The sequence below is a fragment of the Dechloromonas hankyongensis genome, from assembly GCF_022012295.1.
Lineage (GTDB): Bacteria > Pseudomonadota > Gammaproteobacteria > Burkholderiales > Rhodocyclaceae > Azonexus > Azonexus hankyongensis.
On record NZ_JAKLTN010000002.1, the window covers coordinates 799,729 to 822,208 of the forward strand.

Below are 22,480 nucleotides of genomic sequence, written 5' to 3' on the forward strand. Positions count from 1 at the left end.
CCTCCCGCTCACTCGAACCAGTGAGCCCGTGCCTTCAGAATGAGTTCCTTGGCACGCTCGTCGTCAATGCCGGTCATTTCCGTCAATTCATCAACCGCCAATTCCGCGAGATCGTCGCGGGTCTTGACGTCATGTTCGGCCAGTTTGGCGGCCAGTTCCTTGCTCATCCCTTCGAGACCGATCAGGTCTTCGGAGACGTTCTCCAGCTTTTCTTCCGTGGCGATGGCTTCGGTGAGCAGGACGTTACGGGCGCGATTGCGCAGCTCGTTGACGATTTCCTCGTCCAGCCCGTCGATTTCCAGCATTTCGGCCAGCGGCACATAGGCCACTTCTTCCAGCGTCGAGAAGCCTTCGTCTATCAGCAGGTCGGCGAGTTCCTCGTCGATATCCAGCTTTTCCATGAATACCACGCGGGTCACGGCGTGCTCGGCTTCGGACTTCTTGGCCGACTCGTCCTGGGTCATCAGGTTGATGGTCCATTGCGTCAGCTCGGAAGCCAGACGAACGTTCTGGCCGCTGCGGCCAATGGCGATGGCGAGGTTGTCCTCGTCGACGACCACGTCCATGGCATGCTTTTCCTCATCGACCACGATGGAGGAGACTTCGGCCGGCGACAGCGCGCCGATGACGAATTGCGCCGGGTCGGCCGACCACAGCACGATGTCGATGTTCTCGCCGCCGATCTCGTTGCGCACGGCGGTGACGCGCGAACCGCGCAGGCCGACGCAGGTACCGATCGGATCGACGCGCGGATCGTTGGACTTGACGGCGATCTTGGCGCGCAGGCCGGGGTCGCGGGCACAAGCCTTCAGTTCCATCAGGCCATCGGAAATTTCCGGCACTTCCAGATCGAACAGCTTGATGACGAATTCCGGTGCGGTGCGCGACAGGATGATCTGCGGGCCGCGGGCATTGCGGTCGATGCGCAGCAGATAGGCCTTGACGCGATCGCCGATGCGCAGGTTTTCCTTGGGGATCATCTGGTCGCGCGGCAGCAGGGCTTCGATCTTGCCAGCCTCGATGATCGCGTTGCCGCGCTCCATGCGCTTGATGGTGCCGGAAACGATGTGCTCGCCGCGGCTCAGGAAGTCGGACAGGATCTGCTCGCGCTCGGCGTCGCGAATCTTCTGCAGAATGACCTGCTTGGCGGCCTGGGCACCGATACGACCGAAGTCGATGGGCTCCAGCGGCTCCTCGAGGAAATCGCCGGCTTCGACGTCCGGATCGCCCTTCTGCGCTTCGGACAGCGGAACCTGCAGGTATTCGTTGACATACTCGTTGTCGGCGACAACTTGCCAGCGACGGAAGGAGTCGTAGTTACCGGTATTGCGGTCGATCGAGACGCGCACTTCGGCCTCGTCATGGATACGCTTTTTCGTCGCGGAAGCCAGCGCCAGCTCAAGGGCACCGAATACGATTTCCTTGGCGACGTTCTTTTCGCGGGCCAGTGCATCGACCAGCAGCAACATTTCACGGCTCATGGGCTAAAACCTCCTAGTCCTTCAGTCGAATCGGGGCACCAGACGTGCCTTCTCGATATTGGTAAATTCCAGTTCCACTTCATCTTTTTCAAGGCGCAAGCCAACCTTGCCGTCCTTGTGGCCCAGCAGTTCGCCCTGGAAGTTGCGGCGCCCGTTATGCGGGATGCGCAGCTTGATCTGGATATCCTGCCCGGCGAAACGCTCGAAATCGGCCGCCTTCTTGACGACGCGATCCATGCCCGGCGAGGAAATCTCGAGGCGGTCGAAATCGATGTTTTCGACTTCGAAAACACGCGTCAGTTGATTCGACACCTTGGCGCAATCCTCGACATCAATGCCGTTTTCCTTGCCCGGTGCATCGATGAACACACGAATCGTGCGGCCGCGCGGCGACAGCTCGACATCGACGAGTTCATAACCCAGACCAACAACGGTCGTTTCCAGCAGCGTGTTTAAATCCATGGCCACAAATAAAAAATGGGCGAAACGCCCACCTTGAAAACAAAGATGCCCGCCAAAAACAGCGGGAGGAACAAACCCGTGAATTATAACGAGTTTATTCCCCCCAGTAAATCAATTTAGGTGCTCTCCGGCTCCTTTTGCGGGGCTGGAGCGGTCTTTGCCATCTCGCGCATCAAGCCTTTGACCTCATCCTCGGTCAACTCATACGTACGACCGCGTTTCAATTGCGGCGGCAGGATGAATGGGCCGTAGCGCACACGAATGAGGCGGCTGACCGTACAACCGACCGCTTCGAACATGCGGCGGACCTCGCGATTGCGTCCTTCGAACAGTGACACGCGATACCACTTGTTGGCCCCTTCGCCGCCGGCATCGACCAGGCTGGCGAAATTTGCCATACCGTCCTCCAACTGTACGCCGGCGAGGAGTTCCTTCTGGGCCTCCATGGTCAATTCACCCAGCACCCGGACTGCGTATTCGCGCACTAGCTCGGAACTAGGATGCATCAGTTTGTTGGCCAGCTCCCCGGAAGTCGTGAACAGCAGCAAGCCGGAAGTATTGAAGTCGAGGCGACCGACATTGATCCAGCGCCCGCCGCGCATGCGAGGCAAGGCAGCGAATACCGACGGCCGACCATCCGGGTCGTCGCGCGACACGATCTCGCCTTCCGGCTTGTGGTACATCAGGACGCGCGGCGGCCGCGAGCTGCCGGTGAAGCGGATATTGATCAGGCGACCGCCGACCTTGACCTTGTCGGTCGGCACCACGGACTGGCCGATCGTCGCCACCACACCATTGACGCTGACTCGGCCAGCGGCAATCCATTCTTCCATTTCGCGCCGCGAACCGACGCCGGCTTCAGCCAGCACCTTCTGCAAGCGCACCGGCTTGGCTTCGGCGAGCGGCCGTCCGTCGCGGGCAATCTGGCCGCGCTGGGCACGGCCACCGGTATTGGGAGCCGGCTTGCGACGTGGCGCGGGTTTCGCGGCCGGGACATCGCCCGACTGCGGCTCACCCCGGGCAGCGCGACCACGCGGTGGCGCATCGGTGCGGCGACCAGACTCATGCTGACCGCGCTCGGCTACCCCCTCAGGCTTGTCCGACGATTGACGAAATGGTGTGCGTTTATTTTTCATTGTTCCAGCTCCAGTGTCTGGCTGATTTGTTCAAGCGGCGGCAGTTCGCTGACGCTTCTGAGACCGAGATCATCGAGAAATTGCTTGGTCGTGGCAAACAGGGCAGGCCGGCCCGGCGTTTCGCGATGGCCGACGACATCGATCCAGCCGCGTTCCTCCAGGGTCTTGATCACGTTGGCATTGACCGCGACGCCGCGGATTTCCTCGATGTCGCCCCGGGTCACCGGTTGACGATAGGCGATGATGGCCAGGGTTTCCAGCACGGCCCGCGAGTATTTTGGCGGCCGCTCCGGGTTGAGGCGTTCGATGTAGGGCAGATATTCGGCCCGCGTCCGAAAACGCCAGCCGGAGGCGAGCTGGATCAGTTCGACCGGGCGCTCGCCCCATTCCTCGCGCAACTCGTCGAGCAACTTGCGCAGGGTATCGGACGATAGTTCCTCGTCGAACATCTTCTTCATGTCGTTGGGCGTCATCGGCTCGCGCGCGGCAAGCAAGGCCGCTTCAAGTACCCGCTTGACCAGGCTCGGTTCCATCGCCCTCCTCCATGATCGCTTCCGGCTCACCCGAACTGATGTTGATATAGATCGGCGCAAAGGCCTCGGTCTGCGTGATGCGGATCATCTTCTCGCGCCCGAGTTCGAGCATCGCCAGGAAATGCACGACCAGGCCGGGCGCGCCCATTTCGGGATCGAACAAGGTCTCGAAACGGACGAAGCCGCCCTGTTCCTGCAGCGTACGCAGGATGATGCCCATGTGCTCGCGCACCGACAATTCTTCACGGCCGATCTTGTGGTGCTTCTTCAAGCCCGCCTGGCGCACGATGGACATCCAGGCATCCTTGAGATCGGCGACCGAAACCTCGGGCAGACGAACCAGCAGCGACTTTTCGACCAGCGTTTCGACCCAGAAGAATTCCCGCTCGGCCTGCGGCATTTCGTTCAGCTTCTGGCCGGCGAGTTTCATCTGCTCGTATTCCATCAGGCGACGCACCAGCTCGGCACGCGGATCTTCCGCCGTATCGCCATCGGCCGCCTTGGGCCGGGGCAACAGCATGCGCGACTTGATCTCGATGAGCAGCGCCGCCATTACCAGGTAATCGGCCGCCAGTTCCAGGTTCTGCGCCCGCATGGCTTCGACGTAATCGAGGTATTGCCGGGTCAGCGGTGCCATCGGTATATCGAGGATATCGACGTTGGCGCGGCGGATCATGTACAGCAGCAGATCGAGCGGCCCCTCGAAGGCATCGAGCATGATGGCCAGGGCATCGGGCGGAATGTACAGGTCGAGCGGCAACTGCTCCATCGCCTGGCCGTAAATCCGCGCCACCGGCTCGAACAGCTCGGTTTGCGCTGCTGGCTCGACCTCCAGCACGTCCATCACGTCACCCGCTGCCGTCATCTCAGGAGGCCGCAGCGCGGCCCTTTCCCTTGTAGTGCAGATGCAGGTTGCGGAAATAGATCACCAGGCCCAGCGCTTGTCCGAAGGTGAACACCGGGTCATTGCGATGAATGGCATAGACGGTCAGCACCAGCCCGCCGCCAATGCTGAAATACCAGAAGGCAACCGGCACCACGACCTGCTTGGCCTTTTCGCTCGACCACCACTGGACAACGAAGCGCATCATGAACAGTCCCTGGCCGCCAAAACCGATGGCGATCCAGATCAGGGACTCCCAGTCCAGTCCGAACATCAGTGGTATTCCAGCCCCATCGCCTCGCGCACGTCGCGCATGGTCTCCCGCGCCAGCTCGCGAGCCTTTTCGCAGCCGTCGGCGATGATGTTCTTGACCAGCGTCGGGTCGTCCAGATACATCTGTGCCCTTTCGCGCATCGGCACCTGTTCCTTGAGTATGCCGTCGATGACCGGCTGCTTGCACTCGATGCAGCCGATACCGGCGGTCCGGCAGCCCTGCTGCACCCACTCCTTGCAGGCTTCGTTGGAATAGACCTGATGCAGTTGCCAGACCGGGCACTTGGTCGGCTCGCCCGGGTCGTGGCGACGAACGCGCGCCGGGTCGGTCGGCATGCTCTTGACCTTCTTGGCCACCGACTCTTCCGATTCGCGCATGGTGATGGTGTTGTGGTACGACTTGGACATCTTCTGCCCGTCGAGGCCCGGCATCTTGGATTCCTCGGTCAGCAGGTAGCCCGGCTCGACCAGGATCATCTTGCCGGATCCTTCGAGGTAGCCGAACAGACGCTCACGGTCGAGCGCCGAGAGGTGCTGGATTTCGTTCAACAGCGCCTTGCCTTGCTCCAGCGCTTCCTTGTCGCCATTCTGGACAAAACCGGTACGCAGTTCCTCGTACAGGCGTGCCTTCTTGCTGCCCAGCTTCTTGACCGCCTCGCGGGCCTTGTCCTCGAAGCCCGGCTCGCGGCCGTACATGTGGTTGAAGCGGCGGGCCAGTTCGCGGGTGAATTCGACGTGCGGAATCTGGTCCTCGCCGACCGGCACCTTGTCGGCGCGGTAGATCAGGATGTCGGCGCTCATCAGCAGCGGATAGCCGAGGAAGCCGTAGGTGGTCAGGTCCTTGCCAGCCAGCTTCTCCTGCTGGTCCTTGTAGGTCGGCACGCGCTCCAGCCAGCCGAGCGGCGTCATCATCGACATCAGCAGGTGCAGCTCGGCGTGTTCCGGCACCTTGGACTGGATGAACAGCGTCGCCTGGTTGGGATCGACGCCGGCGGCCAGCCAGTCGATGACCATGTCCATCGACGACCTTTCGATGCCTTGCGGGTTGTCGTATTGCGTCGTCAGGGCATGCCAGTCGGCAACGAAGAACAGGCAGGGATACTCGTGCTGGAGCTTGACCCAGTTCTTGAGAACCCCGTGATAGTGGCCGAGATGCAGGGCGCCGGTCGGGCGCATGCCGGAGAGAACACGTTCAGCGTACATAGTCGATTAGTAGAGACCAAAAATGAGTTCGATAAGCCGCGCCGACACCATGACCAGCGGGTTCATGACGGCGCCGAGAATACCGGTGAACAACAAGAGCAGCAAAATCGGGAAGCCCCAGCGTTCGAGCTGGGCGAATTTCCAGGCCAGCGCATGCGGCAGCAGGCTGACGGCAATCCGTCCGCCATCAAGCGGCGGCAGCGGCAGCAGGTTGAGCACCATCAGCACACAATTGACCATGATGCCGACCTTGCTCATTTCCGACAGCGGCAGGGTGAATTCGTTGGAGGGCATCAACCACGCCAGCTTGAGCATCGAAGCCCAGCACAGGGCCATGAACAGGTTGGCACCGGGGCCGGCGGCCGCAACCCAGAACATGTCCTTCTTGGGATGGCGCAGGCGGCTGAAATCGACCGGGACCGGCTTGGCATAGCCGAACAGGAAGGTGCCGCCGGAAAAGAGCAGGATGGCAATCGGGATGATGATGGTGCCGACCAGATCGATATGGCGCAGGGGATTCAGGCTGATCCGCCCCATCTGCCAGGCGGTCGGATCGCCGAAATGACGCGCCGCATAGCCGTGCGCCGCCTCGTGCAGCGTGATCGCGAAGATCACCGGCAACGCCGAAATGGCCAGGGTCTGGATCAGGCTCGCCAGCATGCGTTCAATCGAGCCCGAACAGTGCCAGCGAACCGCGCCCGGCACGAATCAATTCGGGGGCCGAGCCAGTCAGGTCGATGACCGTCGTTGGTTCGGTGCCGCAAGGCCCGCCATCGAGGATCAGCTCCAACTGCTCGTCGAGCCGGTCCTGGATTTCCCAGCCTTCGGTCAATGGAAATTCGTCGCCCGGCAGTTGCAGGGTCGTGGTCAGCAGCGGCTCGCCCAGCTCTTCGAGCAGGGCCAGCGCCACCGGATGATCCGGGATACGCAGGCCGATGGTCTTGCGCTTCGGGTGCATGACCCGGCGCGGCAACTCCTTGCTGCCTTCGAGGATGAAGGTATAGCTGCCCGGGGTGGCCGCCTTGAGCAGGCGGTACTGGGCGTTGTCGACGCGGGCGTAGGTGGCGATTTCCGACAGGTCGCGCACCATCAGGGTCAGGTGATGGCGATCGTCGACCTGACGGATCAGGCGAATGCGATCCAGCGCCTCCTTGTCGCCAAGATGGCAACCGAGGGCATAACAGGAGTCGGTCGGTAAGGCGACAAGCGCCCCCTGGCGGATGAACTCCGCCGCCTGCACCAGCAAGCGCTGCTGCGGCGACTCGGGGTGAATCTGGACGATACGCGCCATGCTCAGACCACCAGACGCCAGACCGGCTTCAGGTCTTCCGGCAATTGCGGCAGCTTGCCGAGATCGACATAGCTCTCTTCCGGCCCGTGGAAATCCGAGCCGCGCGAGGCATGGAATTCGTAATGCCGGGCCAAGCGGGCGAAATGCAGCACATGGTCGGGCGAATGGCTGCCGCAGGTCACCTCGATGCCGCAGCCGCCGGCATCCTTGAAATCATCGAGGAAACGGCGCATGTCGGCACCAGACATCTTGTAGCGGCCCGGATGCGCGACGACAGCGACACCGCCAGCACCATTGATCCATTGGACGGCGGTTTCCAGGGTTACCCACTGGTGATCGACGTAACCCGGCTTGCCCGGCGTCAGGTAATGCTGAAAAACCCCCGGCACGTCGCGGGCGATGCCGATCGACACCAGATAACGAGCAAAGTGGGCGCGCGAGATCAGGTTCGGGTTGGTGACGAAGCACAATGCGCCTTCATAGACGCCCGGAATGCCGATGGCGGCCAGCGCATCGCCCATGCGTTGGGCGCGTTCGACCCGGCCCTGCCGCAAATCGTGCAGACCGTTGACCAGATCGGGATTGGCCGCATCGAAACCGAGGCCGACGATATGAATCGGGGTACCGCGCCATTCGATGGAAATCTCGACACCATTGACGAAACGCATGCCGACTTCCTCGGCGGTGGCCCTAGCCTCGGCCAGACCGCCCATATCGTCATGGTCGGTCAGTGCCCATAGATCGACGCCATTCGCCGCCGCCCGGCGGGCGACCACCTGGGGCGGCAACAAACCGTCGGAAACAATGGAATGGCAGTGGAAGTCGAAATTGGCAGGCGTCACGGGCAAGCTTTTGAAAGCAAACGACGAGTTTATCATGAAGGGAGCACCGCCCGATCTCCCTTGTGCGGCGCAGCATGTTGATCAGACAGCCGCATCCCGCTATAGTGCCTCCCGTTCAGTGGGAGAGAGTAGTTCGATCTGCCGCCGAAGGCGCAATTTCACCCGAAAACGCTCAGGCAAAAGGACCACAGAACCGGGGACCGTCGGTCCGTTTTGCAGTGAATTCGAGACGCGAAGACAAGCCGCAGACAGTGCGATCAGCACGGCAAGGCGCAGTCGACAAAGTATCGAGTTCAATGCAAAGCGGACCACCCGAAACTCTGGAGAGCGGCGTTAACAGCGCCCACCGATGGGGCAAATCTCTCAGGTATCGAGGACAGAGGGGTGAAACGCAAGATTCGTTCTTTCGTTTCACCCCTTTTCCGTTTCTAGAACTGGCGTTAAGTAACGCCTGTAAAGGATTGATATGCTGAAGAAAACGGTTTTGAATTCTGCCCACCGCGCAATCAACGCCCGGATGGTCGATTTCGGCGGCTGGGACATGCCGGTCAATTACGGTTCGCAGATCGAGGAGCACCACGCGGTGCGTAACGACTGCGGCATGTTCGACGTCTCGCACATGTGCCCGGTCGATGTGGTTGGCGCCGATTGCCGGCCCTTCCTGTCGCGCCTCGTCGCCAATGACGTGGCCAAGCTGCAGGTTTCCGGCAAGGCCCTCTACTCGGCCATGCTCAACGAGGCCGGCGGCGTCATCGACGACCTGATCATCTATTTCCTGACCGACACCCGTTTCCGCATCGTCGTCAACGCCGGCACCGCCGACAAGGATCTGGCCTGGATGCAGGCCAAGGCGGCCGAATGGAAGATGGACGTCACCATCACCCAGCGCCGCGACGGCGACAACAACCTCGGCATCATCGCCGTGCAGGGACCGAATGCCCGCGCCAAGGTGTGGCAGGTTCTGCCGCAGGCCAAGGCGGCCACCGAAGGCCTGAAAGCCTTCTTCGCCGCCGAGGTCGATCAGTATTTCATTGCCAGCACCGGCTACACCGGCGAAGACGGCTACGAAATCATGGTGCCGGCAGGTGAAGCCGAAAGCCTGTGGAACAAGCTGAAGGATGCCGGCGTCGCCCCCTGCGGCCTCGGTGCCCGCGACACGCTGCGCCTGGAAGCCGGCATGAACCTATACGGCCAGGACATGGACGAAACGGTTTCCCCGCTCGACGCCGGCCTGGCATGGACTGTGGCCATGAAGGACGAGCGCGACTTCGTCGGCCGCCCCGCCTTGGCAGCCAACGGCCAGCAGAAGCAGTTCCTCGGCCTGATCCTGCTCGACAAGGGCGTGCTGCGTGGCCACCAGAAAGTCATGACGCCGCATGGCGATGGCGAAATCACCTCCGGCAGCTTCTCGCCGACCCTGCAGCAATCCATCGCCCTCGCCCGCCTGCCGATGGGCGTGGCGATCGGCGATGAAGTCGAAGTCGATATCCGCGGCAAGGCCCTCAAGGCCAAGGTCGTCAAACCCGTATTCGCCCGCAACGGCAAAGCAGTCATCTAATTCAACCCATTCAGGAGAAAACCATGTCGAACGTTCCCGCCAACCTCAAGTACGCCAGCTCCCACGAATGGGCTCAACTCAATGCTGACGGCACCGTCACCATCGGTATTACCGACCACGCCCAGGAAGCCCTCGGCGACCTCGTTTTCGTCGAACTGCCGGAAGTCGGTGCCCATTACGCAGCCGAAAAGGAAATCGCCGTCGTCGAATCGGTCAAGGCCGCTGCCGACGTGTACGCCCCGATCGCCGGCACCGTTACCGAAGTGAACCAGGCTGCCGCCGACGCGCCGGAATCGGTGAACCAGGACGCCTATGCCGCCTGGCTGTTCAAGATGACCCCGGACAACGCCGCCGACCTCGACAAGCTGCTCGACGCCGCCGCTTACCAGGCCGTTGCCGACGCCGCCTAAGCAAGGACCGCCCATGCCGCTCAATCAACCGCTCTCCGCGCTGGAACAGCACGACGAGTTCATCGGCCGCCACATCGGCCCCTGCGCCACCGAGATGGCCGCCATGCTGGCTGCCATCGGCGCCGACAGCCTAGATCAGCTGATCGACCAGACCGTACCGGCCGCCATCCGCCTGCCGGCCGACCTGCCGCTGCCGGCCCCGCGTCGCGAGCACGAAGCGCTGGCCGACCTCAAGGCGATGGCCAGCAAGAACGTGGTCAACAAGTCCTGCATCGGCATGGGCTACTACGACACGCTGACGCCCAAGGTCATCCTGCGCAACGTGATGGAAAACCCGGGCTGGTACACCGCCTACACGCCGTACCAGGCTGAAATCGCCCAGGGCCGCCTGGAAGCGCTGATGAACTTCCAGCAGATGGTCGTCGACCTGACCGGCCTGGAAATCGCCAACGCCTCGCTGCTCGACGAAGCCACTGCCGCCGCCGAAGCAATGACCATGGCGCGCCGCGTTTCCAAGTCGAAATCGAATCGCTTCCTGGTCGATGCCGCCTGCTTCCCGCAGACCATCGACGTGGTCAAGACCCGTGCCGCCTACTTCGGCTTCGAACTGGTCATTGCGACTGTCGATGCCGCCAAGGACGAGGAATTCTTCGGCGCCCTGCTCCAGTACCCGAACGACAACGGCGAAGTCCGCGACCTGACCGACGCTATCGGCGGCCTGAAGGCCAAGGGGGCGACCGTTGCCGTCGCCACCGACCTGATGGCGCTGGTCCTGCTCAAGTCGCCGGGCGCCATGGGCGCCGACATCGCGCTGGGCTCCAGCCAACGTTTCGGCATCCCGATGGGCTTCGGCGGCCCGCACGCCGCCTTCTTCGCCACCCGCGAAGCCTTTGTCCGCTCGATGCCGGGCCGCATCATTGGCGTCTCCAAGGACGCCCGCGGCAACACCGCCTACCGCATGACGCTGCAGACGCGCGAACAGCACATCCGCCGCGAGAAGGCCAATTCCAACATCTGTACCTCGCAGGTGCTGCTTGCCAACATGGCCGGCATGTATGCTGTCTATCACGGTTCCGAGGGTCTGCGCCTGATCGCCGGCCGCATCCACCGGCTGACCGCCATCCTCGCCGCCGGGCTCAAGGGTGCCGGTGTCAATCTGCTCACCCAGCAGTTCTACGACACCGTGCAAGTCGATCTCGGCGACCGTGCCGAAGCGGTCTACAACGCAGCGCTGGCCGCCGGCTACAACCTGCGCCGCGTCGCGGCCGGCGTGCTCGGCATTTCCTTCGACGAAACGACGACCCGCGACGACGTGGCCACCCTGTTCAAGCTGATCGCCCAGTCCGCGCTAGACATGGACGCGGTGGACGCCCAGGTTGCCGCTGCCGACGTCACGCTGCCGGACGTGCTGATCCGCACCGACGCCGTGCTGCAGCACCCGGTGTTCAACACGCACCACACCGAACACGAGATGCTGCGCTACCTGAAGTCGCTGCAGAACAAGGATCTGGCGCTCGACCACTCGATGATCTCGCTCGGCTCATGCACCATGAAGCTGAATGCGACCAGCGAGATGATCCCGGTCACCTGGCCGGAATTCGGCGGCTTGCACCCATTCGCTCCGCGCGATCAGGCGACTGGCTACCTGGAAATGATCGCCGGCCTGACCGAGTGGCTGAAGACGGTCACCGGCTTCGACGCCATCTGCATGCAGCCGAACTCAGGCGCCCAGGGCGAATACGCCGGCCTGGTCGCCATCGACCGCTACCATGCCAGCCGGGGCGAGGAACACCGCAACGTCTGCCTGATTCCCAAATCGGCGCATGGCACCAACCCGGCCACCGCCCAGATGGCCAACATGAAGGTGGTCGTCGTCGATTGTGACGACAACGGCAACGTGGACGTCGCCGATCTGAAGGCCAAGGCCGAGGCGCACGCCAACGACCTGGCCTGCCTGATGATCACCTACCCGTCGACGCACGGCGTGTTCGAGGAAGCGGTGCGCGACATCTGCGCCATCGTGCATCAGTACGGCGGCCAGGTGTACATGGACGGCGCCAACCTCAACGCCCAGGTCGGCCTGACCTCGCCCGGCTTCATCGGCGCCGACGTCAGCCACATGAACCTGCACAAGACCTTCGCCATCCCGCACGGCGGCGGCGGACCGGGCATGGGCCCGATCGGCCTCAAGGCCCATCTGGCACCGTTCATGGCCGACCACGTTGTTCAGCCGACGGGCGACGCCGACCGCGTCAATGCCGGCCAGGGTGCGGTTTCCGCCGCCCCGTTCGGCTCTGCCTCTATCCTGACCATTTCCTGGATGTACCTGGCCATGCTCGGCGGCGCCGGCGTCAAGAAGGCGACCCAGGTTGCCATCCTGAATGCCAACTACGTCGCGCAGAAGCTGCACGATCACTACCCGGTACTCTACGTCGGCAAGAACGGCCGCGTGGCGCACGAGTGCATCCTCGACATCCGTCCGATCAAGGCCGCCACCGGCATCGCCGAGATCGACATCGCCAAGCGTCTGATGGACTACGGTTTCCATGCCCCAACGGTGTCCTTCCCGGTCGCCGGCACGATCATGGTCGAGCCGACGGAATCCGAGTCGAAGGCCGAGCTGGACCGCTTCATCGCTGCCTTGATCAGCATTCGCGAAGAAATCCGCCAGATCGAGAACGGCGTATGGACAGCCGACAACAATCCGCTGAAGAATGCCCCGCATTCTCAGGCCGATGTCATGGACGACGAGTGGAAGCATCCGTACAGCCGCCAGCAGGCCGTTTTCCCGCTATCGTGGGTGGCTGCCAACAAGTTCTGGCCAAGCGTCAATCGCATCGACGATGTGTATGGCGACCGTAACCTGAACTGCGCCTGCCCACCGATGGAAGCGTACGCAGACTAAACAGTAGGCTGCTCAAGAGAAAACGGCCTCGCAATGAGGCCGTTTTCTTTACAAAAAAGGCAAGACCAGGATTTTTACTGTGTGGCCAACTCCTGCCTATCGGCCATACTGGCTCGGCATTTCACCCTGGAAGTATCCAGCACCCCTATCGTTCAAGCCTTCGTTCCTGATTGGGCCTTGGGCGCCATGCCCCGTTTTTCCAGATTCCCACCAAACATATTGAGTGGGGTTTTCGCCAGATAGGTATCGTGTTTCGGCCACACCCTCCATCCTATCGCCAGCTTTCGGCCCCATCGCACCGCGTTCGCTTCTAACAGACTCTTCCCCTGCATTACCATACACGGTAGGCGTTTCGCCAATTCCATAGGAACTCCAACCAGGGCCCATCTTGCCTTGTTCATCGGCCAGCGTAGAAAGCGGCGCTAATGCGCTCACCGCCACACATACGCAAAAACCCGATTTGAGTAGAAAACTGTATTTCATGATTTTCTCCTTTGATCGATTCGCTCGCTTTCCGTGGCTGGAATCCGAAGATTCAATCTGGAAGCTTGCGTTCCATCTGGATCGTTACGATTGCCAAGCATCGCTTCGAACCACAACTGCCATCTATATTTCCTTTATGGATTTCCAGACTGCAGGGAGTCGTATCTGTCGGTTGATACGATAAACGTATCGACCATATGTCATGAAATAGGTTCGCTCATATTTCCGGCATCGCGCTTTAACCGGTTCGCTTTTCGGTGCCAAGAGCAATTCGTCGGCAACACAGCACAACGCTTTTTTCGCCGGACTCTCCACCCACCATTTTCGACCTTCACGCTGAGTCCCATTTTTTGCCATTGATCGAGAATCAAAGAAGCACTCAGGGTAAGATTGTTAGCCTTACCGTAACGTTCTGACGATTCAAGCGACTTGCGCAAAGAATTGTCTTTGAACTGCGCAGTGTCGATTACCGAACATAGGAATGCCCTAACGCCATGTATTTATCCAAAGGCGGTCATGTGGATTTAATTGTCCGGAACATAGCCTAAGCCGATTGATGACCGTTGATCTCTCCGCCATCGCCAAATGGCCCAACGTTCCCGCCTGTTACGACTGGCTGTCGCTCGACCGGCGGGGCAATTGGCGCTTGCAGGGAGAACGTGTCACCCACCGTGGCCTGATCGACTTCATGAACCGACAGTATGGTTCTGATGAGGCGGGCCGCTGGTTCGTGCAGAACGGCCCGCAACGGGTTTTCGTCACTCTGGTCAGAACACCGTGGGTATTTCGGCGCGAGGGTGACGGATTCGTCAGCCACACCGGGCAGCCCGCCGATGCGGTGCAAGGCATCTACCTCGACGAAGAAGGCAGCATCGTGCTGGAGACCGCTCTCGGCATCGGCATGCTCGATGACCGCGAGTTGGCCGGTTTCCTCGCCGAATGCCGTGATCAGGATGGCCGGTCGGCCAGCGAAGCAGCCCTTATCGAGCTAATGACCACTGGCGCAGGCACTATTTTCTGGCACACCCATCGCCTGCAGTCGATCGCTTCAAGCGATCTCCCTATGCGCTTCGGCTTCGATCCGGCACCGAAACCCTGAGACGCTCAATTGGCCACTCAGTTGGCTATATAGGCGGCCCGCCAGTCGGCAATTTCGGGCATCGCCTCAGTGGCATCGTCGAGCAAGGCTGCATTGGCCTGCAACAGCAGCTTGCGCTGTTTGGCATTCAGTTTGCGGGGAAATTGCGGTACCAGTTCGACCAGCATGTCTCCCGCCTTATGCTTGCCCCGCCCCGGGTAACCCTTGCCCGGCAGGCACACATGGCGGCGCTCGACGACACCTGCCTCCAGCGCATACCCGAAAATGCCACCCGGGGACGGCAACTCGATTTCAGCCCCGGCCATCATCGCCAGCGCGCTGACCGGCATAGAGAATTGCAGGTCGCGGCCGCTCAGTTGGTAGAGCGGGTGCGAGCGGATGATCAGCGTCAGATACAGGTCGCCCGCCTGCCGTTCGTCATCCCCCGGCTCACCCTGCCCGACCAGGCGCAGTTCGTCGCCCGGCAGCATACCCGACGGGATGGTGATCTCCAGGTTGACGTCGTCGGCATCCCGACCGCTGCCGCCGCAATCGGGGCAGATGCGTTCGGTGAACAAGCCACGCCCGCCGCAGGCTGTGCAGCGCACCAGGGTGCGATTGGCATCATGGACGCGGCCGCTACCGTGGCAGTCATCGCAGAAACGGGTCCGCGACATGCCCGCCTCGCCGCTGCCATCGCAGGTTATACAAGGCTTGCCGCGCGAATAGTGAATCGCCTTGCGACACCCGACCGCCCCCTCTTCGAGGCTAACCTCAATATTCAGGCGAATATCCGCCGCCTTCTCCACGCTCGGCTCCGGCTCGCTCTCTGGCGCCTCTTCGGCACGGTAATCTTCGTCAACGACCTCGGGGTCGTCGGCGGTCGTTAGCTGCTCGTATGCTGCATTGATTTCCTTGAAACGCTCCGTCGCCAGCGGATCGGTATTGCGATCGGGATGCCAACGCATGGCCAGCCGGCGATAGGCGCGCTTCCAGTCGGCCGGATCGGAATCCCGGGCAACGCCGAGTACAAGAAAGGGATCAAATTCCATTACCGAAAAACTCACGGCTGAATCCCGATTCGCTCAGAGCGATCACAATATCGCTTACTCCGCATCTCGGAAGCCAGAACCGGCAGCATCCTTGGCTGACAGCAAAGGATTGCCATTGATGGGCCACTCGATAGCCAGATCGGGGTCATTCCAGGCGATGCAGCGCTCATGTTCCGGCGCATAGTAATCCGTGGTCTTGTAGAGAAATTCCGCCGTATCGGAAAGCACGACAAATCCATGGGCCAATCCAGCAGGGATCCATAGCTGTGTCTTGTTTTCCGCCGAGAGAATTTTGCCGACCCACTGGCCGTAGGTTTTTGAACCCTTGCGAATATCGACCGCCACATCAAAAACCTCGCCCTGTACAACCCGGACCAGCTTTCCCTGTGAGTGTTGGACTTGATAATGCAAGCCACGCAAGACATTTCGGGCTGATTTGGAGTGGTTATCCTGGACGAAATCGACGTTCATTCCAGTCGCTTCGCGAAAGGCACGCAGGTTGAAGCTTTCAAAGAAGAATCCCCGATCGTCACCGAAGACCCGAGGTTCGATGCTCAGGACATCTGGAATCTGGGTAGATGTGACCTTCATCAGAATACCTTCTCTCTGAGCACGCTCATCAGGTATTGGCCATACGGATTCTTCAGCATCGGCTGCGCCAGTTTTTCCAGTTGCCCGGCATCAAGCCAAGCCTTACGATAGGCTATCTCTTCCGGACAGGCCACTTTCAGGCCCTGACGTTTCTCGATGGTGGCGATGAACTGGCTGGCATCCAGTAGGCTTTCATGCGTACCGGTATCGAGCCAGGCGTGGCCGCGGCCCATGACTTGGACATTCAATTGCTGGCGTTCCAGATAGATGCGGTTTACATCCGTGATCTCCAGTTCGCCACGAGGCGACGGCTTGAGATCGCGAGCAATGTCGAGCACCTGGTTATCGTAGAAATAGAGGCCGGTAACCGCGTAATTGGATTTAGGCAGCTTGGGCTTCTCTTCCAGGCTGATCGCCTGCCCGGCGCCATCGAACTCAACTACCCCATAACGTTCGGGGTCATGCACGTGATAAGCGAAGACTGTTGCCCCACTTTGTTGGGCATCGGCAGCGCGCAGGTCGTTGGCAAACTCATGGCCGTAGAAAATATTGTCGCCAAGCACCAGGGCACTATCGCCATTACCGACAAATTGACGGCCAATGATGAATGCCTGGGCCAAGCCATCCGGGCTGGGCTGGATTGCATATTGCAGATTGAGACCCCACTGGCTGCCATCGCCAAGCAATTGCTGAAAGCGCGGGGTGTCCTGCGGTGTGGAAATAATCAGAATGTCGCGAATACCGGCCAGCATCAGCGTGGTCAACGGATAGTAGATCATCGGCTTGTCGTGGATCGGCAGCAGCTGTTTGGAAACCGCCAAGGTGACCGGGTAGAGGCGGGAGCCAGAACCACCGGCCAGAATGATGCCTTTACGCATGATGTGTCCTTAAATCAGAGAATCTGTTGCAAAACATGGTCCAACCCACTTTGCCACACAGGCAGTTCCAGCCCAAAGGTCTGGCGGAGACGATGGGTGTCGAGGCGGGAATTGCTGGGCCGGGAAGCTGGCAATGGGTAATCGGCAGTCGTAATCGGTAGAACCTGGTCGGCAGTCAATTTGAGTGACTTGCCTGCAGACAAGGCTGCGCGCACGACGGTCTGAGCGTATTCATGCCACGAGGTATAGCCCCCAGCCACCAGGTGATACAGTCCAAATGGAAAACCTGCCCCGCCCTCACGCTTGTAGCATCCCAATACCTGTGCCGTCACGTCGGCCAGCAGCGCTGCTGAGGTCGGAGCACCGAACTGGTCGGCCACGACTTTCAGGCCGTCACGCTCGGCGGCAAGACGTAGCATGGTCTTCGCAAAATTGCCACCATGCGCGCCAAACACCCAACTGGTTCGGAAAATAAGGTGATCCGCTCCGCTCGCTTGCAGCGCCTGCTCGCCAGCCAGTTTGGTCTTTCCGTACACACTTTGCGGATTGGGCACATCATTTTCGGAATACGCCCCGTCCTTGACGCCATCGAAAACATAATCTGTCGAGTAATGAACGACCAGAGCCCCTCGCCGAGCCGCTTCATCGCCGAATACCCCTGGAGCGCCCCCATTGATCGCCAGGGCCAGTTCCCGCTCCGACTCGGCTCTATCCACTGCTGTATACGCCGCCGGGTTCACGATAACGTTTGGCTGCACTCTTGCAAGCAACTGGCGAATGGCATCCGGATTCGCCAAATCACAATCGTGCTGGTCTACCGCAATCACTTCTCCCAAGGGCGCCAGCGCACGTTGTAGCTCAAAACCGACCTGACCATTCTTTCCGGTAAGGAGAATCCGCATGCTCACGCCCCGTACTGCTTGTCTAGCCATTCGCGGTAAGCGCCGCTCGTCACGTTGGCCACCCAGTCCTGGTTATCCAGATACCAACGAACTGTCTTGCGAATGCCGGTCTCGAAAGTTTCAGCCGGCTTCCAGCCCAGTTCGCGTTCAATCTTGGTCGCATCGATGGCATAGCGGCGGTCGTGGCCCGGTCGATCTTTCACGTACGTGATCTGCTCGCTGTACGGTTTGCCATCTCCGCGCGGACTGAGTTCGTCGAGGATGGCACAGAGGGTGTGCACGACCTCCAGGTTAGGCTTTTCATTCCAGCCACCCACGTTATAAGTCTCGCCCAGACGGCCGGCTTCCAATACCTGCCGGATGGCGCTGCAGTGGTCCTTGACGTACAGCCAATCGCGAATCTGCTGGCCGTCGCCGTAGATAGGGAGCGGTTTTCCGGCCAGCGCGTTGTGGATGACTAGCGGAATCAACTTTTCCGGAAAATGATACGGACCGTAGTTGTTCGAACAGTTGGTCGTCAGCACCGGCAGGCCATAGGTATGGTGATAGGCGCGCACCAGATGATCGCTCGCCGCCTTGCTGGCTGAATAAGGGCTATTCGGCTCATAGCGGTTAGTTTCGCTGAAAGCGGGATCATCCTTTTCCAGCGAGCCGTATACCTCGTCGGTCGACACATGCAGAAAGCGAAAACCCGTCTTTTCCTCGTCTTCCATCCCGCCCCAGTAGGCCCGTACCGCCTCGAGCAGGCGAAAAGTGCCGACAATATTGGTCTGAATGAAGTCCTCCGGGCCGTGGATACTGCGATCCACGTGTGACTCCGCTGCAAAATTCACCACTGCACGCGGCTTGTGCTTTGCGAACAGGCCTGCAACCAGACCGAAATCAGCGATATCGCCCTTGACGAAAATATGGCGCACATCGCCTTCAAGCGATACCAGGTTCTCCAGATTGCCCGCATAGGTCAAAGCATCCAGATTAACGACTGTTTCATCGGACTGAGCCAGCCAATCAAGAACGAAATTGCTGCCGATGAAGCCGGCTGCGCCAGTTACGAGAATCATGACTTCCTCTCTGTCGTACGACAAAACAATAGCGTGAATCCAGTTGCGATCACCAAACCGCTATTATCCGGCACCCGCGCGCCCTATATAAGCGTGATATGAAAAAACACCGACCCTAAAACGAGCTTGCAGGACAATTACTCCCCAGTTCTTTCCAATATCAGCCTGCGCAATTCCGAAACTTCGACCTCCAAGGCAGCAATACGCGTCTGCAGTTCGGCGATTTCCGATCCGGATACCGCAACTGACTTTCCAGCGGCGACAACAGAGTCGACCGTCGACTGCCCGCTCAACAAATGCATCCAGCGATTCTCGCGGGCGCCTGGCAGGCGCGGCAACTCGACCACCAAAGCACCACAATTCCTACCAGCCAGCTCCTCCAAGAAAGCCTCGACCGACGAGATATCGGCAAAACGATGCAGGCGCTCGCAATTCAGCCGCAGTTCGCCGGCGGTCTGTGGCCCGCGCAGCATCAGTACGGTGAGCAGGGCGGAGGCCTGGGTCGGCACGCCAAGCATCTTTTCGACTTGATGCTCGAAGCGGCTGACCCGGCTGCCGCTGACCTCGCGCACCAGACCATGGTCTTTCAGGGTGTCGAGCGCCACCAGAATTTCGGCCTCGCTGGTCTCCATCACCGGGTTGCGGCTGGTTTTCTGGTTGCAGCCGGCTTGCAGCGCATTGACCGATAATGGATAGGTATCGGGAACGGTGCGCTGCTTTTCGACCAGCGTTCCGAGTATGCGGGTTTCCAGCAGCGAGAGTTCGGGCAGCGAATCGATCATGGTTTTTCCTGTGGGGGAGAGACGATGGCAGCGGGCCGGGCCTGGCGGGAAGAATCCTGCAACCAGGCATGGTAAATCCGCAAGGCGACATGGGCATCGTTGGCGGCGTACAGCATCTGGCGCTCATCCAACCGCCGACTTGCCCAGTTGCTGGTGCCCACCCTTTTCGACTTGATCAGTTTCTCGCTGAAATAATGCGCCACAGCGACCTTGGCCCCCACCGTTCCGCGATGCCCGGGGCCGCGCAGCACCTCGCCGAGGTCGAGCACATTGTTCAGTTCGATATCCAGACGCGAGCGCAAGGCACTGCGGTCGTTGCCTAGGCCGAAGCCGGCCTTGATGACATTCCGGGCGGCCAGTATCTGCCGCAAGGCCGCATGATTCGCCTCGAACGAAACGGGAAACAGGTACACCCGTTCGTCGGTGGCCAGTTGCACCAGATGCGGCCCGGTCGAAACCTCGCCCTTGCGAAAGGTCGGCTTCGATTCCGTGTCGAAACCAAGAACCGGCGAAGCCAGCAGGGTCGCCTGCGCTGCCGCGACCTTGTCAACGCTATCGACCAGGATGATATCGGCCAACGATACCCCTTGAAAAACCGGGAGTTCACTGTCGGCAATCTGGCGGCGATTGAAGGTCACGTCACTCATCGTGCCGTACTCCGCCACGATCGTTCGACGTCAATCCATGCATCCCTGTATCCTTCCCGTTTTCGACAGACGCCAGTGTATGGGATCACACCGCCGCCCCGGATTATTTGCCCGCCTTGCGGCCCGATTTTTTCGCCCGCCGACACTGCTCGACGATTACGATCGCGCCCGGAACCTCATCGCCGCCATCGACCGGGGCGGTATTCCGCTCAATGCCGCCAAGGTCAATGCCATCGCTCGCAACCTCGGGCTGGAGGTATCGACCAAGGCGCCGCCCGAGCGAACCGTCGAACGTATCCGGCAGGCCCTGAGCCGCGCTCCCAGCCATGAAAAGTAGCGCCTGGTTCCTGTACATGATCGAATGTACGGACGGCAGCCTCTATACCGGCATCACCGTCGATGTCGAAGCGCGCTACGCAGCCCACTGCAGCGGCAGTGGCGCCCGCTACACCCGATCCCATCCGCCCGCTCGTTTGCTCGGTTTCGAGATTCACCCCGACCGCTCGTCGGCATCGAAGGCCGAATACCGGATCAAGCGCCTCAGCACCGCAGAAAAGCGGAAATACGCAGCCACCCTGCGGGGCACTTCCCAACCTTGAAAACAAAAAAGCGTCCCGGAGGACGCTTGTTTGCTGTTGCAGCACTGGCGGAGACGGAGGGATTCGAACCCTCGATGCAGTTTTTGGCCGCATGCTCCCTTAGCAGGGGAGTGCCTTCGACCTCTCGGCCACGTCTCCAGTCCCGCTACAACGAGGCGCGGATGATATAGGCTCCGCGCCCTTTGGTCAAACCTTACTGATCGAGACCGAAGGTGCGGTGCAGAACGCGCACGGCCAGTTCCAGATACTTTTCGTCGAGAACGACAGAAATCTTAATCTCGGAGGTCGAGATCATCTGGATGTTGATGCCTTCATCAGCCAGGGCCTTGAACATCTTGGAAGCGACGCCCGGGTGGGAACGCATGCCGACGCCGACGGCCGAGACCTTGCAGATCTTGTTGTCGCCAGTGATTTCACGGGCACCCAGCGTGGCCTTGACGGTTTCAAGGATAGCCTGGGCCTTGGCGAAATCGCCGCGATTGACGGTGAAGGAGAAATCGGTCGTGCCGTCATGGCCGACGTTCTGGATGATCATGTCGACGTCGATATTGGCGTCGGCGATGGCACCGAGAATTTGATAGGCAATGCCCGGGGTATCCGGAACGCCGAGCATGGTCAGCTTGGCTTCGTCGCGATTGAAGGCGATACCGGAGATGATCGGTTGTTCCATGTTCTTGTCTTCCTCAACAGTGATCAGCGTGCCTTCCCCTTCGTCCTGGAAGCTGGAAAGAACGCGCAGTTTGACCTTGTACTTGCCGGCGAATTCGACCGAGCGGATCTGCAGCACCTTGGAACCGAGGCTGGCCATTTCCAGCATTTCCTCGAAGGTGATGGTATCGAGCTTCTTGGCTTCCGGCACGACGCGCGGATCGGTCGTGTAGACGCCATCGACGTCGGTGTAGATCTGGCACTCGTCGGCCTTCAGCGCGGCCGCCAGGGCAACGCCCGAGGTGTCGGAACCGCCACGGCCGAGCGTGGTGATGTTGCCGTTGGCATCGACGCCCTGGAAGCCGGCGACGACCACGACCTTGCCGGCATCGAGGTCGGCACGCATGTTGGATTCGTCGATCGACAGGATGCGCGCCTTGGTGAAGGTGCTGTCAGTCAGCACTTTGACCTGGCCGCCGGTGTAGCTACGGGCCGGGACGCCGATGGCCTTCAGCGCCATCGACAGCAGGCCGATGGTGACCTGTTCGCCGGTGGAGCAGATTTGATCCAGTTCGCGCGGATCGGGGTTGGCCTGAATTTCCTTGGCCAGTGCGATCAGCTTGTTGGTTTCGCCGCTCATTGCGGAAACGACCACCACGACCTGGTGGCCCTGCGCGTGGAACTTGGCAACGCGCTTGGCAACGTTCTTGATGCGCTCGGGGTTACCGACCGACGTGCCGCCGTATTTTTGAACAATCAACGCCATGGATTTATCCGGTTAA

General features: G+C 60.4%; 25 protein-coding genes, 1 tRNA gene and 2 riboswitches. Of the genes, 6 read left to right on the forward strand and 20 right to left on the reverse strand.

The features are described 5' to 3' along the window. Positions 1-8: 8 nt before the first annotated feature. The 10 genes from nusA to LZ012_RS12390 all read right to left on the reverse strand — a co-directional run bounded on the left by nusA (position 9) and on the right by LZ012_RS12390 (position 8,104). A complete protein-coding gene (gene nusA, locus LZ012_RS12345) occupies positions 9-1,481 on the reverse strand; it encodes a transcription termination factor NusA (RefSeq protein WP_275711118.1) in 1,473 nt (490 codons plus the stop codon). Between the two features lie 21 nt (positions 1,482-1,502). Continuing rightward, entirely contained in the window at positions 1,503-1,943 is a 441-nt protein-coding gene (gene rimP, locus LZ012_RS12350) for a ribosome maturation factor RimP (protein WP_275711119.1), read from the reverse strand. Between the two features lie 116 nt (positions 1,944-2,059). Further along, positions 2,060-3,079, reverse strand: a complete 1,020-nt coding sequence (gene rluB / locus LZ012_RS12355) for a 23S rRNA pseudouridine(2605) synthase RluB (protein WP_275711120.1) — start codon at positions 3,077-3,079, stop codon at positions 2,060-2,062. Beyond that, on the reverse strand, positions 3,076-3,612 hold the full coding sequence (scpB, locus tag LZ012_RS12360) for an SMC-Scp complex subunit ScpB (RefSeq protein WP_275711121.1): 537 nt from the start codon (positions 3,610-3,612) through the stop codon (positions 3,076-3,078). The genes rluB and scpB overlap by 4 nt, the downstream gene beginning before the upstream one ends. Continuing rightward, the gene (locus tag LZ012_RS12365; RefSeq protein ID WP_420839518.1) at positions 3,581-4,477 is read right to left on the reverse strand and encodes a segregation and condensation protein A; all 897 of its coding nucleotides are present in this window, start codon (positions 4,475-4,477) and stop codon (positions 3,581-3,583) included. The genes scpB and LZ012_RS12365 overlap by 32 nt, the downstream gene beginning before the upstream one ends. A gap of 1 nt (position 4,478) precedes the next feature. After that, positions 4,479-4,769, reverse strand: a complete 291-nt coding sequence (locus LZ012_RS12370; RefSeq protein WP_275711122.1) for a lipid-A-disaccharide synthase N-terminal domain-containing protein — start codon at positions 4,767-4,769, stop codon at positions 4,479-4,481. Beyond that, complete coding sequence (locus LZ012_RS12375) at positions 4,769-5,971, reverse strand: tryptophan--tRNA ligase (protein WP_275711123.1); 1,203 nt, start codon at positions 5,969-5,971, stop codon at positions 4,769-4,771. Before LZ012_RS12375 ends, LZ012_RS12370 begins: the two co-directional genes overlap by 1 nt. 6 nt (positions 5,972-5,977) lie before the next feature. After that, positions 5,978-6,628 (reverse strand): site-2 protease family protein, encoded by a 651-nt coding sequence (locus LZ012_RS12380; RefSeq protein ID WP_275711767.1) that lies wholly within the window; start codon positions 6,626-6,628, stop codon positions 5,978-5,980. Between the two features lie 7 nt (positions 6,629-6,635). Next, on the reverse strand, positions 6,636-7,262 hold the full coding sequence (locus tag LZ012_RS12385) for an L-threonylcarbamoyladenylate synthase (protein WP_275711124.1): 627 nt from the start codon (positions 7,260-7,262) through the stop codon (positions 6,636-6,638). Positions 7,263-7,264: 2 nt separating this feature from the next. Next, positions 7,265-8,104: a 3',5'-nucleoside bisphosphate phosphatase gene (locus LZ012_RS12390; protein WP_275711125.1), complete on the reverse strand. Its 840-nt coding sequence runs from the start codon at positions 8,102-8,104 to the stop codon at positions 7,265-7,267. Positions 8,105-8,213: 109 nt separating this feature from the next. Then, a riboswitch (glycine riboswitch) is annotated at positions 8,214-8,302 on the forward strand. Between the two features lie 112 nt (positions 8,303-8,414). Further along, positions 8,415-8,494: riboswitch (glycine riboswitch) on the forward strand. A 76-nt stretch (positions 8,495-8,570) separates the two neighbouring features. Here LZ012_RS12390 and gcvT point away from each other — a divergent pair. From gcvT to gcvP, 3 genes are read left to right on the forward strand one after another with little or no spacing between them, the layout of a single operon-like run. Further along, the gene (gcvT, locus tag LZ012_RS12395; RefSeq protein ID WP_275711126.1) at positions 8,571-9,662 is read left to right on the forward strand and encodes a glycine cleavage system aminomethyltransferase GcvT; all 1,092 of its coding nucleotides are present in this window, start codon (positions 8,571-8,573) and stop codon (positions 9,660-9,662) included. Between the two features lie 23 nt (positions 9,663-9,685). Further along, complete coding sequence (gcvH, locus tag LZ012_RS12400; protein ID WP_275711127.1) at positions 9,686-10,072, forward strand: glycine cleavage system protein GcvH; 387 nt, start codon at positions 9,686-9,688, stop codon at positions 10,070-10,072. A 13-nt stretch (positions 10,073-10,085) separates the two neighbouring features. After that, entirely contained in the window at positions 10,086-12,977 is a 2,892-nt protein-coding gene (gene gcvP / locus LZ012_RS12405) for an aminomethyl-transferring glycine dehydrogenase (RefSeq protein WP_275711128.1), read from the forward strand. Between the two features lie 96 nt (positions 12,978-13,073). Here the strand turns inward: gcvP and LZ012_RS12410 are convergent, their stop codons facing one another. Next, positions 13,074-13,460: a hypothetical protein gene (locus tag LZ012_RS12410; RefSeq protein WP_275711130.1), complete on the reverse strand. Its 387-nt coding sequence runs from the start codon at positions 13,458-13,460 to the stop codon at positions 13,074-13,076. 556 nt (positions 13,461-14,016) lie between these two features. Here LZ012_RS12410 and LZ012_RS12415 point away from each other — a divergent pair. Beyond that, a complete protein-coding gene (locus tag LZ012_RS12415; RefSeq protein WP_275711131.1) occupies positions 14,017-14,559 on the forward strand; it encodes a DUF2946 family protein in 543 nt (180 codons plus the stop codon). 17 nt (positions 14,560-14,576) lie between these two features. Here LZ012_RS12415 and LZ012_RS12420 read toward each other — a convergent pair whose 3' ends face one another. The 7 genes from LZ012_RS12420 to LZ012_RS12450 all read right to left on the reverse strand — a co-directional run bounded on the left by LZ012_RS12420 (position 14,577) and on the right by LZ012_RS12450 (position 20,451). Continuing rightward, complete coding sequence (locus LZ012_RS12420; RefSeq protein WP_275711132.1) at positions 14,577-15,590, reverse strand: DnaJ C-terminal domain-containing protein; 1,014 nt, start codon at positions 15,588-15,590, stop codon at positions 14,577-14,579. Between the two features lie 54 nt (positions 15,591-15,644). Beyond that, positions 15,645-16,181 carry a dTDP-4-dehydrorhamnose 3,5-epimerase gene (gene rfbC, locus LZ012_RS12425; RefSeq protein WP_275711133.1) on the reverse strand — a complete coding sequence of 179 codons (537 nt, stop codon included), beginning with the start codon at positions 16,179-16,181 and terminating at the stop codon, positions 15,645-15,647. Next, positions 16,181-17,059, reverse strand: a complete 879-nt coding sequence (rfbA, locus tag LZ012_RS12430; protein WP_275711134.1) for a glucose-1-phosphate thymidylyltransferase RfbA — start codon at positions 17,057-17,059, stop codon at positions 16,181-16,183. The genes rfbC and rfbA overlap by 1 nt, the downstream gene beginning before the upstream one ends. A 14-nt stretch (positions 17,060-17,073) precedes the next feature. Further along, positions 17,074-17,961, reverse strand: a complete 888-nt coding sequence (rfbD, locus tag LZ012_RS12435) for a dTDP-4-dehydrorhamnose reductase (RefSeq protein ID WP_275711135.1) — start codon at positions 17,959-17,961, stop codon at positions 17,074-17,076. 2 nt (positions 17,962-17,963) lie between these two features. After that, entirely contained in the window at positions 17,964-19,022 is a 1,059-nt protein-coding gene (gene rfbB / locus LZ012_RS12440; protein ID WP_275711136.1) for a dTDP-glucose 4,6-dehydratase, read from the reverse strand. A 137-nt stretch (positions 19,023-19,159) separates the two neighbouring features. After that, a complete protein-coding gene (locus tag LZ012_RS12445; RefSeq protein WP_275711137.1) occupies positions 19,160-19,804 on the reverse strand; it encodes a YceH family protein in 645 nt (214 codons plus the stop codon). Then, positions 19,801-20,451 carry a 3'-5' exonuclease gene (locus LZ012_RS12450; protein ID WP_275711138.1) on the reverse strand — a complete coding sequence of 217 codons (651 nt, stop codon included), beginning with the start codon at positions 20,449-20,451 and terminating at the stop codon, positions 19,801-19,803. The genes LZ012_RS12445 and LZ012_RS12450 overlap by 4 nt, the downstream gene beginning before the upstream one ends. A gap of 79 nt (positions 20,452-20,530) precedes the next feature. On the opposite strand from LZ012_RS12450, the gene LZ012_RS12455 reads away from it, so the two are divergent. Beyond that, entirely contained in the window at positions 20,531-20,788 is a 258-nt protein-coding gene (locus LZ012_RS12455; protein ID WP_275711139.1) for a hypothetical protein, read from the forward strand. Continuing rightward, a complete protein-coding gene (locus tag LZ012_RS12460; RefSeq protein WP_275711140.1) occupies positions 20,778-21,050 on the forward strand; it encodes a GIY-YIG nuclease family protein in 273 nt (90 codons plus the stop codon). Before LZ012_RS12455 ends, LZ012_RS12460 begins: the two co-directional genes overlap by 11 nt. Before the next feature lie 45 nt (positions 21,051-21,095). Here LZ012_RS12460 and LZ012_RS12465 read toward each other — a convergent pair. Together LZ012_RS12465 and LZ012_RS12470 are read right to left on the reverse strand one after the other, a co-directional pair. Further along, a tRNA-Ser gene (locus tag LZ012_RS12465) sits at positions 21,096-21,188 on the reverse strand. Between the two features lie 55 nt (positions 21,189-21,243). Further along, the gene (locus LZ012_RS12470; RefSeq protein ID WP_275711141.1) at positions 21,244-22,464 is read right to left on the reverse strand and encodes an aspartate kinase; all 1,221 of its coding nucleotides are present in this window, start codon (positions 22,462-22,464) and stop codon (positions 21,244-21,246) included. Between the last annotated feature and the right edge of the window lie 16 nt (positions 22,465-22,480).

Coding starts and splice junctions, on each gene's coding strand:
- nusA (WP_275711118.1), bottom strand. CDS start 1,481: ATGAGCCGTGAAATGTTGCTGCTGGTCGATGCACTGGCCCGCGAAAAG.
- rimP (WP_275711119.1), bottom strand. CDS start 1,943: ATGGATTTAAACACGCTGCTGGAAACGACCGTTGTTGGTCTGGGTTAT.
- rluB (WP_275711120.1), bottom strand. CDS start 3,079: ATGAAAAATAAACGCACACCATTTCGTCAATCGTCGGACAAGCCTGAG.
- scpB (WP_275711121.1), bottom strand. CDS start 3,612: ATGGAACCGAGCCTGGTCAAGCGGGTACTTGAAGCGGCCTTGCTTGCC.
- LZ012_RS12365 (WP_420839518.1), bottom strand. CDS start 4,477: ATGACGGCAGCGGGTGACGTGATGGACGTGCTGGAGGTCGAGCCAGCA.
- LZ012_RS12370 (WP_275711122.1), bottom strand. CDS start 4,769: ATGTTCGGACTGGACTGGGAGTCCCTGATCTGGATCGCCATCGGTTTT.
- LZ012_RS12375 (WP_275711123.1), bottom strand. CDS start 5,971: ATGTACGCTGAACGTGTTCTCTCCGGCATGCGCCCGACCGGCGCCCTG.
- LZ012_RS12385 (WP_275711124.1), bottom strand. CDS start 7,262: ATGGCGCGTATCGTCCAGATTCACCCCGAGTCGCCGCAGCAGCGCTTG.
- gcvT (WP_275711126.1), top strand. CDS start 8,571: ATGCTGAAGAAAACGGTTTTGAATTCTGCCCACCGCGCAATCAACGCC.
- gcvH (WP_275711127.1), top strand. CDS start 9,686: ATGTCGAACGTTCCCGCCAACCTCAAGTACGCCAGCTCCCACGAATGG.
- gcvP (WP_275711128.1), top strand. CDS start 10,086: ATGCCGCTCAATCAACCGCTCTCCGCGCTGGAACAGCACGACGAGTTC.
- LZ012_RS12410 (WP_275711130.1), bottom strand. CDS start 13,460: ATGAAATACAGTTTTCTACTCAAATCGGGTTTTTGCGTATGTGTGGCG.
- LZ012_RS12415 (WP_275711131.1), top strand. CDS start 14,017: ATGACCGTTGATCTCTCCGCCATCGCCAAATGGCCCAACGTTCCCGCC.
- LZ012_RS12420 (WP_275711132.1), bottom strand. CDS start 15,590: ATGGAATTTGATCCCTTTCTTGTACTCGGCGTTGCCCGGGATTCCGAT.
- rfbC (WP_275711133.1), bottom strand. CDS start 16,181: ATGAAGGTCACATCTACCCAGATTCCAGATGTCCTGAGCATCGAACCT.
- rfbA (WP_275711134.1), bottom strand. CDS start 17,059: ATGCGTAAAGGCATCATTCTGGCCGGTGGTTCTGGCTCCCGCCTCTAC.
- rfbD (WP_275711135.1), bottom strand. CDS start 17,961: ATGCGGATTCTCCTTACCGGAAAGAATGGTCAGGTCGGTTTTGAGCTA.
- rfbB (WP_275711136.1), bottom strand. CDS start 19,022: ATGATTCTCGTAACTGGCGCAGCCGGCTTCATCGGCAGCAATTTCGTT.
- LZ012_RS12445 (WP_275711137.1), bottom strand. CDS start 19,804: ATGATCGATTCGCTGCCCGAACTCTCGCTGCTGGAAACCCGCATACTC.
- LZ012_RS12450 (WP_275711138.1), bottom strand. CDS start 20,451: ATGAGTGACGTGACCTTCAATCGCCGCCAGATTGCCGACAGTGAACTC.
- LZ012_RS12455 (WP_275711139.1), top strand. CDS start 20,531: ATGGGATCACACCGCCGCCCCGGATTATTTGCCCGCCTTGCGGCCCGA.
- LZ012_RS12460 (WP_275711140.1), top strand. CDS start 20,778: ATGAAAAGTAGCGCCTGGTTCCTGTACATGATCGAATGTACGGACGGC.
- LZ012_RS12470 (WP_275711141.1), bottom strand. CDS start 22,464: ATGGCGTTGATTGTTCAAAAATACGGCGGCACGTCGGTCGGTAACCCC.